The organism is Halosimplex litoreum (assembly GCF_016065055.1).
Lineage (GTDB): Archaea > Halobacteriota > Halobacteria > Halobacteriales > Haloarculaceae > Halosimplex > Halosimplex litoreum.
Genome location: NZ_CP065856.1, coordinates 2,086,954 through 2,103,354, shown reverse-complemented (window position 1 = coordinate 2,103,354; position 16,401 = coordinate 2,086,954). Strand labels below are relative to the sequence as shown.

General features: G+C 70.5%; 13 protein-coding genes. 11 read left to right on the top strand and 2 right to left on the bottom strand.

The genetic code is table 11. The features are described 5' to 3' along the window. The first annotated feature begins 22 nt into the window (after positions 1-22). The 7 genes from I7X12_RS10495 to I7X12_RS10465 all read left to right on the top strand — a co-directional run bounded on the left by I7X12_RS10495 (position 23) and on the right by I7X12_RS10465 (position 8,864). A complete protein-coding gene (locus tag I7X12_RS10495) occupies positions 23-814 on the top strand; it encodes an electron transfer flavoprotein subunit beta/FixA family protein (RefSeq protein ID WP_198060035.1) in 792 nt (263 codons plus the stop codon). Beyond that, positions 811-1,764, top strand: coding sequence for an electron transfer flavoprotein subunit alpha/FixB family protein (locus I7X12_RS10490; protein WP_198060034.1), 954 nt, complete (start codon positions 811-813; stop codon positions 1,762-1,764). Before I7X12_RS10495 ends, I7X12_RS10490 begins: the two co-directional genes overlap by 4 nt. Before the next feature lie 132 nt (positions 1,765-1,896). Next, on the top strand, positions 1,897-3,090 hold the full coding sequence (locus I7X12_RS10485; protein ID WP_198060033.1) for a mandelate racemase/muconate lactonizing enzyme family protein: 1,194 nt from the start codon (positions 1,897-1,899) through the stop codon (positions 3,088-3,090). A gap of 176 nt (positions 3,091-3,266) precedes the next feature. Continuing rightward, positions 3,267-4,895 carry a DUF255 domain-containing protein gene (locus I7X12_RS10480; RefSeq protein ID WP_198060032.1) on the top strand — a complete coding sequence of 543 codons (1,629 nt, stop codon included), beginning with the start codon at positions 3,267-3,269 and terminating at the stop codon, positions 4,893-4,895. A 66-nt stretch (positions 4,896-4,961) separates the two neighbouring features. Continuing rightward, positions 4,962-5,765, top strand: a complete 804-nt coding sequence (locus I7X12_RS10475; protein ID WP_198060031.1) for a TrmB family transcriptional regulator — start codon at positions 4,962-4,964, stop codon at positions 5,763-5,765. 91 nt (positions 5,766-5,856) lie between these two features. Next, positions 5,857-6,921, top strand: a complete 1,065-nt coding sequence (locus I7X12_RS10470; RefSeq protein WP_198060030.1) for a metallophosphoesterase family protein — start codon at positions 5,857-5,859, stop codon at positions 6,919-6,921. Continuing rightward, a complete protein-coding gene (locus tag I7X12_RS10465) occupies positions 6,918-8,864 on the top strand; it encodes an ATP-binding protein (RefSeq protein WP_198060029.1) in 1,947 nt (648 codons plus the stop codon). The genes I7X12_RS10470 and I7X12_RS10465 overlap by 4 nt, the downstream gene beginning before the upstream one ends. 30 nt (positions 8,865-8,894) lie before the next feature. Here I7X12_RS10465 and I7X12_RS10460 read toward each other — a convergent pair whose 3' ends face one another. Continuing rightward, entirely contained in the window at positions 8,895-10,760 is a 1,866-nt protein-coding gene (locus tag I7X12_RS10460) for an ATP-binding protein (protein WP_198060028.1), read from the bottom strand. A 169-nt stretch (positions 10,761-10,929) separates the two neighbouring features. Between I7X12_RS10460 and gatD the strand changes: the two genes are divergently transcribed. From gatD to I7X12_RS10440, 4 genes are all read left to right on the top strand, one after another. After that, entirely contained in the window at positions 10,930-12,183 is a 1,254-nt protein-coding gene (gatD, locus tag I7X12_RS10455; protein WP_198060027.1) for a Glu-tRNA(Gln) amidotransferase subunit GatD, read from the top strand. 10 nt (positions 12,184-12,193) lie between these two features. After that, on the top strand, positions 12,194-13,147 hold the full coding sequence (locus tag I7X12_RS10450; protein WP_198060026.1) for a GNAT family N-acetyltransferase: 954 nt from the start codon (positions 12,194-12,196) through the stop codon (positions 13,145-13,147). A 356-nt stretch (positions 13,148-13,503) separates the two neighbouring features. Further along, positions 13,504-14,652, top strand: a complete 1,149-nt coding sequence (locus I7X12_RS10445; protein ID WP_232342788.1) for a sensor histidine kinase — start codon at positions 13,504-13,506, stop codon at positions 14,650-14,652. 130 nt (positions 14,653-14,782) lie between these two features. Next, positions 14,783-15,373, top strand: coding sequence for a nucleotidyltransferase family protein (locus I7X12_RS10440; protein ID WP_198060025.1), 591 nt, complete (start codon positions 14,783-14,785; stop codon positions 15,371-15,373). Between the two features lie 34 nt (positions 15,374-15,407). Here I7X12_RS10440 and I7X12_RS10435 read toward each other — a convergent pair whose 3' ends face one another. Next, positions 15,408-16,397 (bottom strand): ornithine cyclodeaminase family protein, encoded by a 990-nt coding sequence (locus tag I7X12_RS10435; RefSeq protein ID WP_198060024.1) that lies wholly within the window; start codon positions 16,395-16,397, stop codon positions 15,408-15,410. Positions 16,398-16,401 lie beyond the last annotated feature (4 nt).

Sequence of the window (16,401 nt, the reverse complement as noted above, 5' to 3'; positions counted from 1 at the left end):
CGAGCGGGCCAACCGTGGAGGTATGAAGATCCTCGTCACAGTCACGGACGTGGCGGTCGTCGACGACGAGTTCGAGATCGACGGGCTCGACGTGGACGAGCGGTATCTCACCTACGAACTCAACGAGTGGGACGACTACGCCGTCGAGGAGGCGGTGCAGATCGCTGAGGACGGCGAGGAGGTGGAGGTCGTCACCGTCACCGTCGGTCCCGAGCGCTCGGAGGAGGCGATCCGGAAGGCACTGGCGAAGGGCGCCGACCGCGCGGTCAGGGTCTGGGACGACGCCATCGCCGAGCGGGACCTGCTCGACGCCGAGACGAAGGCGTCGCTGCTCGCCGCGGTCGCCCGCGAGGAGGAGCCCGACCTGGTACTCTCGGGCGTCCAGAGCGGCGACGACAGCTTCGCCGCTACGGGAGTGACGCTCGCCGAGAAGCTGGGTACCGAGTGGGCCGCCGTCGTCAATCAGCTCGAACTCGATACGGAGGCTGGCGTCGCCTCGGTCCACCGCGAGCTAGAGGGCGGGGTCGAAGAGCTGACCGACGTGGAACTTCCGGCGGTGTTGACCATCCAGACGGGGATCAACGAGCCCCGGTACGCCAGCCTGCGCGGCATCCGCCAGGCCCAGAACAAACCGCTCGAGGTGCGGACGCTCGGAGGTCTGGGCCTCGACGAGAGCGCGCTGGAGACACCGCTGCGCTGGACGGCGACCGACGAACCCGAGACCGAGGGCGAGGCGACCGTCTTCGAGGGCGGCGCCGACGAGACGGCGGGTGAACTCGCCGCGGTCCTCCGCGAGGCGGGGGTGGGCCAATGACGGTGCTGGCCGTCGCCGAGCACCGCCGCGGGGAGTTGCGCGACGTGAGCTACGAGCTCGCCGCCGCCGGTGCGGACCTGGCCGACGCGACCGATTCGGAGCTCCACCTCGCGGTCGTCGGTGGCGACGTGGCGGCGTTCGGCGACGACCTCGTCCGTGAGGGCGTCGACGCCGTCCACACGGTCGACCACGGCGAGGAGTTCAACCACGACGTGTCCGTCCAGGCTGTCGAACAGCTGGCAGACGGGCTGGACGTCGACTATCTCCTCATGCCCCACACGGTCAACGGGCTCGACTACGCGCCGGCGGTCGCCGAGCGGCTCGGCCTGCCGATCGTGACCGACGCCGTCGAGATGGCGGTCGACGGGACCCTCGAAGTCACCCGGGAGATGTACGGCTCGAAGGTCGAGACGACGATCGAAGTCGAGAGCGAGCGAGCGGCCGTGACGCTCCGACCGGCCGAGTGGCCCCAGGCGCCGACGGGCGGCGACGCCGCCGTCGAGCCGTTCGACGCGAGTATCGACGAGTCCGCGGTGCGCTCGACCGTGACCGGCTTCGAGGAGGTCGGCGGCGGCGACGTGGACATCTCCGAGGCCGACGTGCTCGTCTCGGTCGGTCGGGGTATCGAGGAGGAGGACAACCTCGACGTCGTCCGGGACCTGGCGGAGGCGCTGGACGCCACCGTCTCGGCGTCGCGCCCGGTCGTCGACAGCGGCTGGCTCCCGAAGAACCGCCAGGTCGGCCAGAGCGGGAAGGTCGTCACCCCCGACGTGTACATCGCGATCGGGATCTCGGGGGCGGTCCAGCACGTGGCGGGCATGAAAGGCGCGGACACGATAATCGCGATCAACACGGACCCCAACGCCCCTATCTTCGACATCGCCGACTACGGGATCGTCGACGACCTGTTCGACGTGGTACCGGCGCTGACCGAACAGTTCGGCGGGTAACGCTCCCGTCCGACGTGACTGGGGCAGATCTCGGCCGGAGTCACGACCAGCACGTAGAGGCCGGCGGGAACAAAGACGGTCGACACTTCCTCGATGCGGGGCGTTTTATACCGCGGTTCGTCATGGGGAGACATGGCAGCGCCGTCGGATCCGCGGGACGTATCGATCACGGACGTACAGACGACGAAGATCGGGACCACCTTCGAGTGGACGTTGGTCCGGATATACACCGACGCTGGGGTGGCGGGTACCGGTGAGGCAGTGCTGGGGCCGGCGGCCGACGCCTACATCGACTTCGCGAAGGAGCACCTGGTCGGGAAGAACCCCGTCGACATCGACGCGCGGCTGACAGAGCTGTACGAGCGGACCTCGTATCTCGGCGGGATGAACGGCGTCGGCGTCACGGCGCTGTCGGGTATCGACATCGCGTTACACGACCTGGCGGGGAAGCTGCTGGGCGTCCCCGCCCACCAGTTGCTCGGCGGGAAACACCGCGAGGAGGTGCGCGTGTACTGCGACGTCCACGCGGGCGAGCACCTCCACGACGCGATGGAGGGCGGCGACGAGTCGGCCTACCGGCCGGAGGCCTACGCCGACGCGGCCGAGACGGTCCTCGACGAGGGGTGGGACGCCGTCAAGTTCGACCTCGACAGCCCCGACAGACACGTCCAGGACCCGCGGAACAAGCACCTCAACGGTCGGGCCATCGAGTACCGCGCGGAGATCGTCGAGACGGTGACCGACCGCGTGGGCGACCGCGCGGACGTCGCCTTCGACTGTCACTGGAGCTGGACGGCCGACACCGTCCGACGGCTGGCCGACCAGCTCGACCCGACGGACGTGTGGTGGCTCGAAGACACCGTCCCGCCGGAGAACGACGACGTGCAGATCAAGGCCGCCGACGAGTCGACGGTGACCGTCGCCGCCGGGGAGAACGTCTACCGCGTCGAGGGTGCGCGTCGTCTGATCGAGGACCAGGGCGTCGACGTCTTCCACCCGGACGTGCCGAAAAACGGTGGGATGCACGAGGTAAAGAAGATGGCCGACATGGCGAAGGCCTACCACATCCCGCTGGCGCTGCACAACGTCGCCTCGCCGGTGGGCACGATGGCCAGCGCCCACGTCGGCGCCGCCGCGTCGAACTTCCTGGCGCTGGAGTATCACGCCCGCGACGTGGACTGGTGGGACGACGTCGTCGAAGCGGACATCCTCCACGAGGGCCGGATCGACGTGCCCGACGACCCGGGGCTCGGCGTGACCGTCGACCGTGACACCGTCGCGGAGCACATGCTCGACGGGGAGACGTTGTTCGACCCGGTACCCTGAGTCGGGCCGAACCGACGACGCTTCGCGTCGGCTCGTTCGGCGCGGCAGAACCGAACCCAGGGCCACCGAACGGCGCGCGCTTTCGCGCCGCGGCCGAACTCGGCGGCGGACGCCGGGCCTCTCGACCCGAAGACCCGATCAGTGATCCCTTACCGGGCCGAGTTCCTACCGAGGGTATGGACGAGTCAGCGGACGCGACGAAAGTCGAGTGGCGCGAGTGGGGCGAGGACGCCTTCGCGACCGCCGAGCGGGCGGGCAAACCCGTCCTCCTGTCGCTGTGGGCATCCTGGAGCGAGGACTGCCGGGAGATGGACGAGACGACCTATTCGGAGCCCCGGATCGCCGCGAACGTCAACGACGGGTTCGTCCCGGTGCGGGTGAACGTCGACCGCCGGCCGCGGGTCCGCGACCGCTACAACATGGGCGGGTTCCCCTCGACGGTGTTCACGACGCCCGACGGCGAGGTCATCACCGGCGCGACGTTCCTCGGGATCGACGGCTTCCGCGAGATTCTCGACGCCGTCCGGCGCACCTGGGACGGGAAGGGGGCGGCGGCGGGGTCGATCCCCCGACAGCTCGGCGACGCCGACCCGCCGGGCGGCGAGCTGTCGGCCCGCGCCGAGGAACACATGGTCGAACAGTTGCTCGCGTCCTACGACGAGGAGTTCGGCGGGTGGGGCACGGACGTGAAGTTTCCCCTCCCTCGCACCATCGAGTTCGCGCTGGTGCGGGCCCGCGACCAGGCGACGCGGACGCTCGAAGCGGTACGGACGCGACTGTTCGACACCTACGACGGCGGCTTCTACCGGTTTTCCCACAACCGCAACTGGGCGTCCCCCCAGCGCGAGAAGCTCGTCGACGAGAACGCGGCGCTGGTGCGCGCGTTCGCTCACGGCTACCGCTACACGGGCGAGGACGCCTACCGCGAGACAGCCGCGGACACCGTCGAGTACCTGACGACAGACCTGTGGACCGGCGACGCCTTCGCGGCGAGCCAGGGCGGCGACGACGCCTACTACCGTCGGGAGGCGACCGAGCGCGAGGATAGCGAGGCCCCGCCGGTCGACGAGACCGTCTTCGCCGGCCACAACGGCGTCGCCGTCGACGGCCTGCTCACGCTGGCGGCCTACACCGACGACGAGCGCGCCCGCCGCTACGCAGAGCGCGCTCGCGACCACGTCTTGGCCGAGCTGGTCGGCGAGGACGGCGCGGTCGTCCACTTCGGCGACCCCGAGACCGGCGCTGTCGGCGAGACGGGTCTCCTCTCCTCGCAGGCCCGCGTGCTGTCGGGGCTGACGACGAGCGCGTCGGTGCTGGGCGAGCCGGGACCGATGGAAGCGGTGGCCGACTACGCCATCGACGAACTGCAGGGCGAAGCGGGCGCGTTCCGCGACGGCCCGACCGACGGCGCGGGTCTGCTCGACCGCCCGCTCAAGCCGCTGGACACGAACGTCGACGCCGCGGACGCGCTGGTCGAGACCTGGCTGCTGACCGACGACGACCGCTACCGGGCGGCCGCCGAGGGCGCGCTGTCGGCGTTCGCCGGCGCGACCGACCGGATGGGCGTCGAGGTGGCGACCTACGCGTCCGCCGTCGCCCGGCTGCGCGACCCACGAGTGGTCGCCGTCGGGAACGAAGCCGGGAGCGACCTCCACCGCGCCGCGCTCCGACTGGCAGACCACGAGACCGTCGTCGCACCCGCCGACGACCGCGCCGAGACGGGCGAAGCGGTCGTCCTCGCCGACGGTGACGTCGAAGCGCGCGCCACGACCCCGGCGGACCTCGAATCCGTCCTGACCGGCTGATCGGCTGACCGGTTCGGGCAGAAACTCACCAGTTGTTTTTTGTTTGTCCGGCGCGAGGGAGTGGTAATGGCGAGTCTGAGAGACATGGGCCTCTCGGAGTACGAGGCGCGGGCCTACCGCGCCCTGCTGGAGGCAGGGCCCACGACGGCGAAGGAGCTCTCGCGGGCGAGCGACGTGCCGATGGGACGGATCTACGACGTGCTCAACAGCTTGGAGACGCAGAGTCTGGCGCGCAGTCAGACGGCGAGTCGGCCGAAGAAGTACGTCGCCGTCGAGTCCGACACCGCCTTGGACCGGTTGCTGGACACGAAAAAGCGCGAGCTCGAACAGCAGGTCGAACAGTACGAGGACATCGTCGACGACCTGACCGACGAGCTCGACGGGACCGACCCCGTCGAGGAGCCGTTCTGGACGGCCAGCGTCGGGCCGCGCGAGGCGCTGGACCTGCTGGTCGAGCGGCTCACCGCGGCCGACGAGCGGATCGTCGTCGTCGCGTCGGCACCGGTCCAGCAGTTCGACATGGACGACGTGGCCGCCCGCGTCACCGCCGCACTGGAGGACGCGCTGGAGCGCGGCGTCTCGGTGTCGGTGTTGCTCACGCCGGAGATGGTCGACACGCTCCCGGGAGCGGTCGGCGAGCGCTACCGCGAGGCGCTCCAGCCCCACGACCACTTCGAGACGCGGACGAGCGCGAACGTCACGGGGACCTTCGAGATCGTCGACGACACGGAAGTCTGTATCGAGGTCCCGCACCCGCTGACCGAGGACGAGACGCTGGCGGTCATCGACCTCAAGGACCCCGATTTCGCGGCCGACATCGCCGCCGAGTTCGCGCCCCGGTGGGAGGAGGCCCGGGAGTTGCGGCTCTGAATCGGCTGGTAGCAGTCGGTTACCGGCTGGATCCCGTTCTGTCGGGCCTGTAACCAATCCTTAAGTCGCTCGCCGCCGGGTGAGGGGATACATGCGGCTACTGCACACCGCGGATCTCCACCTCGGGCGCGACGGCGAGCGGTCGCTGGCCGCGCTCGACGCCCTCCTGGCGGCGGCCGAGCGCGAGGCCGTCGACGCGCTGACCGTCGGCGGCGACTGCTTCGACGCCGCGGCCGACGCCGACGAACTCCGCCCCGAGTTGCGCGAGCGGTTCACCGACAACGACTTCGACGTGCTGGTCGTCCCCGGCAACCACGACGCCGCGGTCTTCGACGGCAACGTCGAGTTCGGCCCGGACTTCCGAGCGCTCTCGACAGACCCCGTCGAGGTCGCGACCGTCGGCGATGGCGAGGTCGTCGGCGTCCCCTCCTGCGAGCGACTGGGAGAGGAGCGCTTCTTCGACCTGCGCGAGCGCGCCCACGACGAGGCCGTCCTCCTGTTGCACTGCACGCTCGACGCCGGGTTCGGGACGGGCGCGACCGGCGACGAGGCCGAACCCACGCACTGCCCCGTCCAGACGGAGACGCTCGGGGAACTGGGCTACGAGTTCGTCCTCGCGGGCCACGTCCACAGCGAGCTCTACCAGCGGAAGCTCCCCAACGGCGGCCTGTTCATCTATCCCGGCTCCCCCGTCTCCCACTCCTGGGCCGAGCTCGGCCGGCGCCACGCCGTCGTCGTCGACACCGACGACGCCAACGTCCAGCCGGTCGCGCTCGACACCTTCTACCGCGACCGCTTCTCGGCGACCGTCTCCCCCGGCGACGGCTACGACGTCATCGAGCGCGTCGAGGGGTGGGTCGACGGCCAGGAGACCGACCGCAGCGACCTCGAGGTCCGGGTGGACGGGTGCACCGAACTCGACGAGTCCACCTTCGACGAACGGTTGCACGCGGCCGCGGGGCCGGCCACCGTGGTCAACGAGACCCGCGGCGTCGCGGCCGTGCTCGACCACCCAATCTACGCCGACTTCACCGACCGACTCGACGACCTCGACCTCGACGAGTTCGACCGCGTCGACGACCCGGACGCGGTCGAGAAGCGACTCGTGGAGACGCTGGCGGAACTGCTCGCGGCCGGCGAGGTGACCCACGCGTGAAACTACGCGAGGTCCACGTCGACCGCTACGGCCCGCTCCGGGAGACGTTGCAGCTCGGCGACGCCCACGTCGTCTACGGCCCCAACGAGTCCGGGAAGACGCTGCTCGTCGAGGCGCTGCTGCGGTCGCTGACGGGCGACCGACGCGTCGCCGATTCGCGGGTCGACGAGCGCCCCGGGGGGCACGTCGTCCTCGACGGCGAGGGCGAACGACACGAACTCGCCGACGGCGAGACGCTGCTGGACCGCTACGCCGAGCGGTACAACTTCGAGCTGACGCCGGCGGAGTTCCGCAACGTGTTCGTCGTCCGCGACGGCGACCTGCGCGTCCTCGACGAGCCCGAGTTCTACCGTCGAGTGACCGACCGCGTCGTCGGCATCTGGACCGGCGACATCGAGACGGTCCGCGAGCGGGTCCTCGAACGCGGTCGCCTGACGCCCGACGAGTGGGAGCTCTCGGCGGGCCGCGACGACGCCGCCGAGCAACGCGACCTGGCGACGGGCCTGCTGGCCGACGTGGAGGCGTACCTCGACCGCGCCGACGCCGAGGGTCTCGACCGCACCGAGGTGGCTTGCTACGAGGCCGCTCGCGAGCGCCGCGAAGCCGAGGCCGAGGTCGCGGCGCTGGAGGCCGCGAAGGCCCGCGAGGACTACGAGCAACTGGTCAAGACGAAGGGGTCGCTGGAGCGCAGCCTCGACGAGCGCGCCGACCTGCCGGACGAGCGCGAGCTGGACGAGCTGGCCGACCGGCTCGACGACCTCCCGACCGGGAGCGAGGACGAACTCCAGCGACGCAAGAGCTGGTACGGACGGGCGACGCTCGCGGCGCTTGCCGCGGGAGTCGTCGCGGGCGCGGTGGCGCTGGGACTCGGGATCGACGACCCGCAACTGGTCGCCGCCGGCCCCGCCGCGTTCGCCGTCGTCGCCCTCGTCGGGCTCGCGGCCTACCGCTCGGCCAGCAACGCCGTCGTCCGACTGAACGGCGACCGGCAGGCGATCGTCGAGCGGGCCTCGGAAGTCGGCATCGACGCCTACGACCCGCCGGCCGTTCGCGGCGCCATCGCCGACTACCGAGAGGAACACGACAACCACGCGGAGGTCGTCCAGGGCAACACCGAGGTCCTGCGCCAGTGGCTCGACATCGACGCCGCGGAGCCACGCGAGGTCGTCACGGAGGCCGAGGACGCCCTGGAGGCTCGGCGAGCGGAGATCGACTTCGGCGCCGAGCGCGAGTTCACCGAGGAGACGCTCGAAGACGCCCGCGAGCGCGCCGAGGCGGCCGCCGAGCGCGAGACCGAGCTTCGGGAGCAGTTTCGCGAGCACCGCCGGCAGCTGGAGCGGTTCGGCGAGCGCGCCGGCGGCGTCCGCTTCGAGGCGTTCACCGGCGAGCCGCTCGATCTCGCCGTCGCCAACCTCGGCGCGCTGGGGGATCTGGCCGAGCGCCTACACGAGGTCGTCGACGCTATCGACACCGACGCCGACGTCTCGCGGGCCGCGGCGACGGTACTCGACCGCATGGCCGAATCCGAGACCGAGAAGATGACGACGCTGTTTTCCGACGGCGAAGCCGCCGCCGTGTTCCGGCGAGTGACCGACGACCGCTACGTCGACGTGGGACTCGACGACGACTCCCGGCCGGTCGTCGAGCTGGCCAGCGGCGAGCGGCTCTCGCCGGCGGAGCTCTCGCGCGGAACGCGCGACCAGCTGTATCTCGCCGTCCGCGTCGCGCTCGGCCGCCGGCTCATGCAGGGTCGCGACGGCTTCTTCCTGCTGGACGACGCGTTCCTGTCGGCCGACCCCCAGCGGCTCCAGCGGCAGGCCGAGGTGCTGGGCGAACTCGTCGAGTCGGGCTGGCAGGTCGTGTATCTCACCTGCAAGCCCGACGCCCGTGACACGCTGGCCGAGACCGCCGGCGCGGACGTGACCGAGTTGACGCCGCTGTGACCGAGTCCGGTCGCGGACGCGGTCGTCCGTTCACTCGTGGTTGGTCAGGCACTTCGAGAGGCCGATCAGCTCGACTGGCTCGGAGTTGTCCGGCGAGTAGACGACCTTCTGGCCCTTCTCCATGTAGGGCACCTTCTGTTCGAGGTTGGCGGGGATGTTCACCGCCGAGATGGCGTCGTCGTCGCCGAGATTCAGGACGACCGTCGAGTTGATCTGTTTGAAGACGGGGTCGGCGATGTCCTGTGGGTCCTGGGTGATGAGAAAGAGCCCCAGCCGTTCCTTTCGACCCTGTTTGGCGGCCTCGGTGAACTTCCCGATGATCTGCTCGCCCTGGACGCTGTCCACTTCGGAGAGGAAGTTATGGGCCTCGTCGAGCCCCAGGACGAGCGGCGTATTTTTGATGCGCTCGTACTCGGGGTCGTTCGAGAGTTTCTGATCCACGATCAGCGCGGCGAGGGCGAGGACCACGGTGACGGTGGTCCGGGAGTTGTTGATGTGGTAGGTCGGAACCACCGAAATGCCGCCCGCGCGGACGAACTCGTGGACCCGCTCGGTGATGGGGCGGGCGTCCTGGTCGAAGATGCCGTCGAAGCCCAGCGCGCGCCGTTTGACCGCGTTGAACGTGGCCTCGTGGACCCGCCCGGTCTCGTCGAGTTCCTCCCGCAGCGCCGGGTCGTCGAGGAACGTCTTGAACTGCTGGTAGGTGCCCTCAGAGCCGTAGTCCCGCGAGAAGCGATCGAGGAGCAGCTGGAGGGCGTTGTACTGGTTGCCGTTGAGGTTGGCGCCGGCGATGAGCCAGGGGTTGTCCTGGACCATCGAGAAGGGGATCGTGAACTCGACCTGTTCGGCGCGGTGGTCGCCGGTGGCGTAGGTGGCGCCCTGGACCTTCGGGACGAACGCGATGGTGTCGTCGACGCCGCCGTAGGCGATGCCCTCCCGCTCCAGGCGGCGGGCGAAGTCGCTATCGAGGTCGGGGTTGTCGTCGTGCATCTGGGCGTACTCGTCCTGGGGGTCGAACATGACGAGCCCGGGCGAGACGTCCCGAGAGCCGTCCTCGACGGGGTAGGTGCGTTCGTCGGCGAGGTACTGCCGGAGGACGTTCTTGGCGCTGTGGGTCTTGCCCGACCCCGTCCCGCCGGCGACGAGCGTGTGGCGGAAGACGAGCGGGTCGCCGTCCTCGTAGTCGTCTTTCAGCCGGTAGTCGATGTGAGGCGGCTCGGCGGCGGTCTCGACCTTCTCGCCGCCGACCGAGAGGTGGCCGAGGAAGACGCCGTCTTCGGGGATCTTCAGACCGGTCTTGATCTCCGATTTGTTGGTGGCCTCGCGGACGACCGTCTCGGGTTTCGGGACGCGGTCGGTCATCCGCCGTTTGAGTTCGTCGCCCTCCGAGTAGAGGACCGCGAGGGGGTCGAGCGTCGCGACGAACTTGAAGTCCTGTTCGTCGATGTCGCTCCGGCGCATCGCGCGGCGGGCGTGGATCTCGGTGGCGTCGTCGGCGCGGAACTCCTGGGCGTACTCCAGGGCAGTGATTCGACAGAACAGGCGCTCGTCGTCCTGGTAGGGGATCAGCAGGTACTTGCCGATACGCACGTCCGAGCGGTTCTTCACGGTGACGTACGCGCGCAGTTCCGTCTCCTCGCCGTCCTCGCTGATCCGCAGCCCCTCGGTCGCGGAGACGACGCCGACGCCGCGGTCCTCGCCGGCGGGCGTCACGTCCATCGCCGCGAAGTCGTCGTCGGCCTCGTCCGCGCCGAACGTATCGACCGTTGCCGAGTCGGACGCCGATCCGTCGCCGTCGGTGCCAGCGTCGCCCTCCGCGGCCGCCGCGCCGGTCGCGTCGTCGCCCTCGCCGTCGTCGCTCCCGTCGAAGTCAGTGAAATCCCCGAGATCGGACATACCCGCCACCTCGTACTGAGGGGCCATGGGTGTTGCGCCACTGTCTCCTTCCCGTCCGGGGCTCTCTCGGCGTCGCGAACGCTTTCGGGGAGTCGAGCGCGAGCGACGAGCGGACGAGTCGTCCGGTCGAACGAATGGATTCAAGTCCGCCGCGGCGGAACCGACTCTCATGAACGCCGGAGACCGCGTCCGCGTGGACCGCGCGGACGAGACGTACGAGGGTGTACTCCTGCCCTCGACGACGGGCGAGCACCTAGTCGTCAAACTCGACGGGGGGTACAACGTCGGCGTCGACCGGAGCGAGGCCGACGTGGAGGTCCTCGAATCGGACGTCTACGACGTGGAATCGGCCCAGGCCGAGAGCGAGCGCTCGACCATCGAGTTCGACGACGACCTGCCCACGGTGTCGCTCATCTCGACCGGTGGGACCATCGCCTCGACGGTCGACTACCGCACCGGCGCCGTCACCGCGCAGTTCGACGCCGAGGACGTGCTCCGGGCCGTCCCGGACCTGGCCGGCCGCGCCAACTACCGCGGGCGCGTCGTCGCGAACATCCTCTCGGAGAACATGACGCCCGAGGTGTGGCAGGACCTCGCACACGCGATCCACGAGGAGATCGAAGCGGGCGCCGACGGCGTCGTCGTCATGCACGGCACCGACACGATGCAGTTCAGCGCCGCGGCGATGGCGTTCGTGCTCGATACGCCCGTCCCGATCGTGTTCACCGGGAGCCAGCGCTCGGCGGACCGGCCGTCCTCCGACAACGTCATGAACGCCGTCTCGGCGGTCGAAGCGGCCAAATCCGACTGCGCCGAGGTGCTGATCTGCATGCACGAAAACGAGTCCGACGACCGCTGTGCGCTCCACCGCGGGGTGCGCGCCCGGAAGAACCACACCTCCCGCCGGGACGCCTTCGAGACCGTCGGCGCGAAGCCCCTCGGGGTCGTCGACTACGATATCGACGGCGAGACGACGGTCTCGTTCCGCCGCGAGTACCGGAAACGGGGCGCGACGGACCTGGACATCGACCCCGACCTCGAAACCGACGTGGACCTGCTGAAGTTCACCCCCAGCACGGACCCCGCCTTCCTCGACGCCCTCGACGGCAAGTCGGGCGTCGTGCTGGAGGGCACGGGACTGGGCCACGTCCACACCGACTGGATCCCGCGCATCGAGGACCTCGTCGACGACGGGACGACGGTCGTGATGACGAGCCAGTGTCTCGAAGGGCGGGTCTGTGACCGGGTGTACGACACCGGGCGCGACCTGCTGGACGCGGGCATCGTCGAGGGCGAGGACACCCTGCCGGGGACGGCGAAGGTGAAACTGATGTGGGCGCTGGCGAACGTCGAGAGCGTCGAGGAGGCCATGGCCACGTCGCTGGCCGGCGAGATCGACGACCGGTCGGTGCCGTGGACCTGACGGGGGCCAGATGACGATGGAGGTCCGACAGGCCCGCGCGGACGACCACGAGGATATCGTCGCGTTCACAGCCGACACGTGGAGCGACCGCTTCGACCGGGGCGACTACATCCCCGAGGTGTTCCCCGAGTGGGTCGCGAGCGACGGGGCCGACCAGCACACCGTCGTCGCCGAGGCGGACGACGGCCGGGCGATCGGCGTCTGCCAGGTCGTCGCGCTCTCGGCCCACGAGACGTGGGCCCAGGGGATGCGCGTCGCCGACGACGCCCGGGCAGAGGGGGTCGCCGAGGCGATGAACGACGCCTGCTTCGCGTGGGCGCGCGACCGCGGCGCGACGGTCTGCAGGAACATGGTCTTCTCGTGGAACGCGCCGGGGCTCGGCGCCGCTCGCGGGGTAGGATACGACCCCGCGGCCGAGTTCCGGTGGGCCCACCCCGACCCGGACGAGGACGCCCTCGCGGACGCCAACGGTGCGAGCGGGCTGGACGCCGTCGCCGACCCCGACGCGGCCTGGAGCTACTGGCAACGGAGCGACGCGGCCGAACAGCTCGCCGGCCTGACGCTCGACCCGGCGGAGACGTGGGCGCTCTCGGAAGCGACCCGCGAGCGGTTCCGCGCCGCCGCCGACGAGCGGGGGGCGCTCGCGGTGCGGGGGAGCGACGGCACGCACGGCGCCGCCGTCCGGACCCGGGAGTACGAGCGCGAGGGCGCCGGGGACGAAGACGACGGCGAGGGCGCGACCGAACGGTGGGTCGAGTACGGCGTCGGCGCCTGGGACGACGTGCCCGCCGCCCAGACGCTCTTTGCGGCCATCGCCCGCGACGCCGCCGACCTGGGCGCCGACCGGACGAGAGTGCTGATCCCCGAGACGCCGCGCCACGTCTCCGACGCCGCCTACGCTGGCATCGCCGTCTCCGAGAACCCCGATTTCGTCATGGCCGCCGACCTGACTGGCGGGCGGTGAGCCTATCGTAGCATTTGAAAGCGTTTGCACGGTCGATCCCACGTTATCATGCGATCGTCCGAGCGATGTCTTTCAAATGCTACGATAGATCCCACTACCAGCTCGTCGTCGAGGCGGTGGTGACGGACGAACGGGCGGGTACCCGGATCCATACGCCCGGGAGGGCCAGGTGTGCCGAGCGGGTTCGTGGGGGGAGTGAACAGTTATCTCTGTCGGCCGCGTACGAGCGAGCGGGGACGCGCCGGCGGTCGTCCATCCCGAACGCCAGCGCCGACACTCGCAGTATGGTCGGCCTACGCACACACGTCCGAACGCTCGCTTCACACCTGAGCGAACGCGTCGGGCGGCGACGTGGCGTGACCCGCGACCGGACGGAGCCGTCGGGACTCGTCGCCGACCGGCTCCGCGCGGACGGCGGGTTCGACCGCGTGCTGGACCAGCCCGCGCTCGTCGCGGCGGCGCTGGACTCGCTGGACGACGTGTTCTACGTCTACGACACGGACGCGAAACTGGTCGCCTGGAACCGGCGGCTCAACGACGTGTTCGATCGGACCGACGAGGAGTTGCGCGGGACGCCGGCCGAGGAGTTTTTTGTCGATGCGGACCGCGAGCGGGTCCAGGCGGCCGTCGCCGAGGTGTTCGACCGCGGCGAGACCTCGGTCGAAGCGCGGGTCGAGACCGCCGGGCCGGCCGTGCGCTTCCAGCTGACGGGCCACCGCCTCGTCGACGACGACGGGGCGGTCGTGGGGTTCAGCGGGATCGGTCGCGACGTGACCGTCGAACACGAGCAGTCCGTGCGGCTCTCGCTACAGAACGAGCGCCTGGAGTCGTTCGCGAGCGTCGTCAGCCACGACCTGCGCAACCCGCTACAGGTGGCCATCGGCCTCGTCGACCTCGAACGCGACGAGCGCGACTCCGACCGACTCGGCCGCGTCGCCGGTGCGCTCGACCGCATGGACCGGATCGTCAGCGACGTGCTCACGGTCGCCCGCGACGGCAGCGACCTCGAAGACCCGACCTCGGTCTCGCTGGCCGCGGTCGCGCGGGACGCCTGGGGGACCGTCGACACCGGGTCGGCGACGCTGGACGTTCGCACGCAGACCTCCGTCGAGGGCGACCCCGACCGGCTCGACCGCCTGTTCGCGAACCTCTTTCGCAACAGCGTGGAACACGGTTCCACGAGCAGTCGGCCAGGGGCCGACGACGCCGTCGAGCACGGGTCCTCCGATGGGGCGGACGGCGACGGCGTGACGGTCTCGGTCGTCGACACCGAACGGGGCTTCGCCGTCGAGGACGACGGCGTCGGAATCGCACCCGACGAGCGCGAGCGCGTGTTCGACGCCGGCGTCTCCCGGACCGCCGACGGCACCGGGTTCGGCCTCGACATCGTCCGGACCGTCGCCGAAGCCCACGGCTGGACGGTCACGGCCGCCGAGAGCGAGACGGGCGGCGCCGCCTTCGAGTTCGACCTCGGCCTCCTCGACCCTTCGGCCGACGACGACTGAGGTCGGCGGCGACTGAGGTCGGCGGCGACCGGTCCCGGAGCCGGCTTCGGTCGTCCCACAGGTCCCTGTTCGGCCCCGTCCCACGCCCGCGTGCGGCAGGCACTTGCCGAGCCACGGCGTACGTGGCGTCGTGACCACCGGTGGGACGGTCGCGGGCGTCCTGTTGGCCGCGGGCGACAGCGACCGCTTCGGCGAGCGGGACAAACTGCTCGCGACGCTGGACGGCGAGCCGCTGGTCCGCCACGCCGCGCGGACGCTCGCCGGGGCCGACATCGGTCCGGTCGCCGCGGTCGTCGACCCGGGATCGTCGGGCGTCCGCGACGCCCTCGCCGGTCTGGACATCGCGGTCGTCGAGAACTACGAGGCGGCCGCCGGGCAGGCGACCTCGGTCCGCCGCGGCGTCGCGTGGGCGCGCGAGCGGGCCGACGCGGTCGTGTTCGCGCTCGGGGACATGCCGCGGGTCCACGCCGAGACCGTGGACCGAGTCGTCGGCGCCTACCGAGACGGTCGCGAATCCGCGCTGGCGGCCGGATACGAGGAGCGACGCGGTAATCCCGTGCTTTTCGACGCCCGGCACTTCGACGCGCTCGCCGCCCTCGAGGGCGACACCGGCGGCCGCGGCGTGTTCGAAGCGGCCGACGACGCCGCGGTCGTCGAGACCGGTGATACGGGCGTCCGGGTCGACGTGGACACGCCCGGGGACCTCGACGGGCTGCGCTGAGCCGGGCCGGCAGTGCGAACGACGAACCGTCCGCTCAGAGCACGTCGGTGTCGACCAGCGAGACGCGCTCGCCCACGTCGTGTTCGGTCGCGTACTCGTAGACGACGTGGCTGGCTGCCACGTCCTGGACGGCCAGGCCGGTCGAGTCGAACACCGTCACGCCGGTCTCGGGCGTCCGCCCGGATTTCTCGCCGACGATCACCTCGCCGAGTTCGCCGTGGACGTCGTCGTCGGAGAGGACCCCCTCGCTCCAGGGGACGTTGATCTCCCCGGAGTGGGTACACTGCTCGTAGTCGTCGATAACCAGCAGAGAGTCGAGCAGCACCTCGTCGGCGATCTCGTGTTTCCCGGCGGCGTCGGCGCCGATGGCGTTGACGTGAGTGTGGTCGCCGACGCTGTCGACGATCGGCTCCTCGACCGGCGTCACCGTCGAGAGCACGTCACACTGGGCGGCCTCCTCGACGGTCCCGCCCCGCACGTCGAAGCGGTCGTCGAACGCGTCGACGAACTCGGCGACCTTCGCCTCGTCGCGGTCGGCGACGACGACCGCCTCGATCGGCCGAACGGTCGCGATCGCTTCGAGCTGGGCGTACGACTGGACGCCCGCGCCGACGACCCCCATCGTCCGGGCGTGCTCGACGGCGAGGTGATTCGTGGCGACGGCCGCGGCGGCGCCGGTCCGCTTGCGGGTGATCGTCGTCCCGTCGAGCAGCGCCAGCGGGAAGGCCGTCTCGGGGTCGGAGTAGACGACGGTGCCCATCACCGTCGGGAGGTCGTGGTCGTCGGGGTTGTCCGGGTGGACGTTGACCCACTTGACCGCCGCGGCGTCCCACTCGCCGGCGTCGAGATACGCCGGCATCGACCGGAAGTCGCCGTTGTACTGGGGCAGGTCGATGTAGGACTTGGCGGGCATCTGCGTGTCACCGCGTGCGTCGGCGACGAAGGCGTCTTCGACCGCCGACACGATCGCAGACATCTCCGCGGCTTCCTCGACGGCGTCGGGATCCAACAGTAACGTCTGCATGCCC

Coding starts and splice junctions, on each gene's coding strand:
- I7X12_RS10495 (WP_198060035.1), top strand. CDS start 23: ATGAAGATCCTCGTCACAGTCACGGACGTGGCGGTCGTCGACGACGAG.
- I7X12_RS10490 (WP_198060034.1), top strand. CDS start 811: ATGACGGTGCTGGCCGTCGCCGAGCACCGCCGCGGGGAGTTGCGCGAC.
- I7X12_RS10485 (WP_198060033.1), top strand. CDS start 1,897: ATGGCAGCGCCGTCGGATCCGCGGGACGTATCGATCACGGACGTACAG.
- I7X12_RS10480 (WP_198060032.1), top strand. CDS start 3,267: ATGGACGAGTCAGCGGACGCGACGAAAGTCGAGTGGCGCGAGTGGGGC.
- I7X12_RS10475 (WP_198060031.1), top strand. CDS start 4,962: ATGGCGAGTCTGAGAGACATGGGCCTCTCGGAGTACGAGGCGCGGGCC.
- I7X12_RS10470 (WP_198060030.1), top strand. CDS start 5,857: ATGCGGCTACTGCACACCGCGGATCTCCACCTCGGGCGCGACGGCGAG.
- I7X12_RS10460 (WP_198060028.1), bottom strand. CDS start 10,760: ATGTCCGATCTCGGGGATTTCACTGACTTCGACGGGAGCGACGACGGC.
- gatD (WP_198060027.1), top strand. CDS start 10,930: ATGAACGCCGGAGACCGCGTCCGCGTGGACCGCGCGGACGAGACGTAC.
- I7X12_RS10450 (WP_198060026.1), top strand. CDS start 12,194: ATGACGATGGAGGTCCGACAGGCCCGCGCGGACGACCACGAGGATATC.
- I7X12_RS10435 (WP_198060024.1), bottom strand. CDS start 16,397: ATGCAGACGTTACTGTTGGATCCCGACGCCGTCGAGGAAGCCGCGGAG.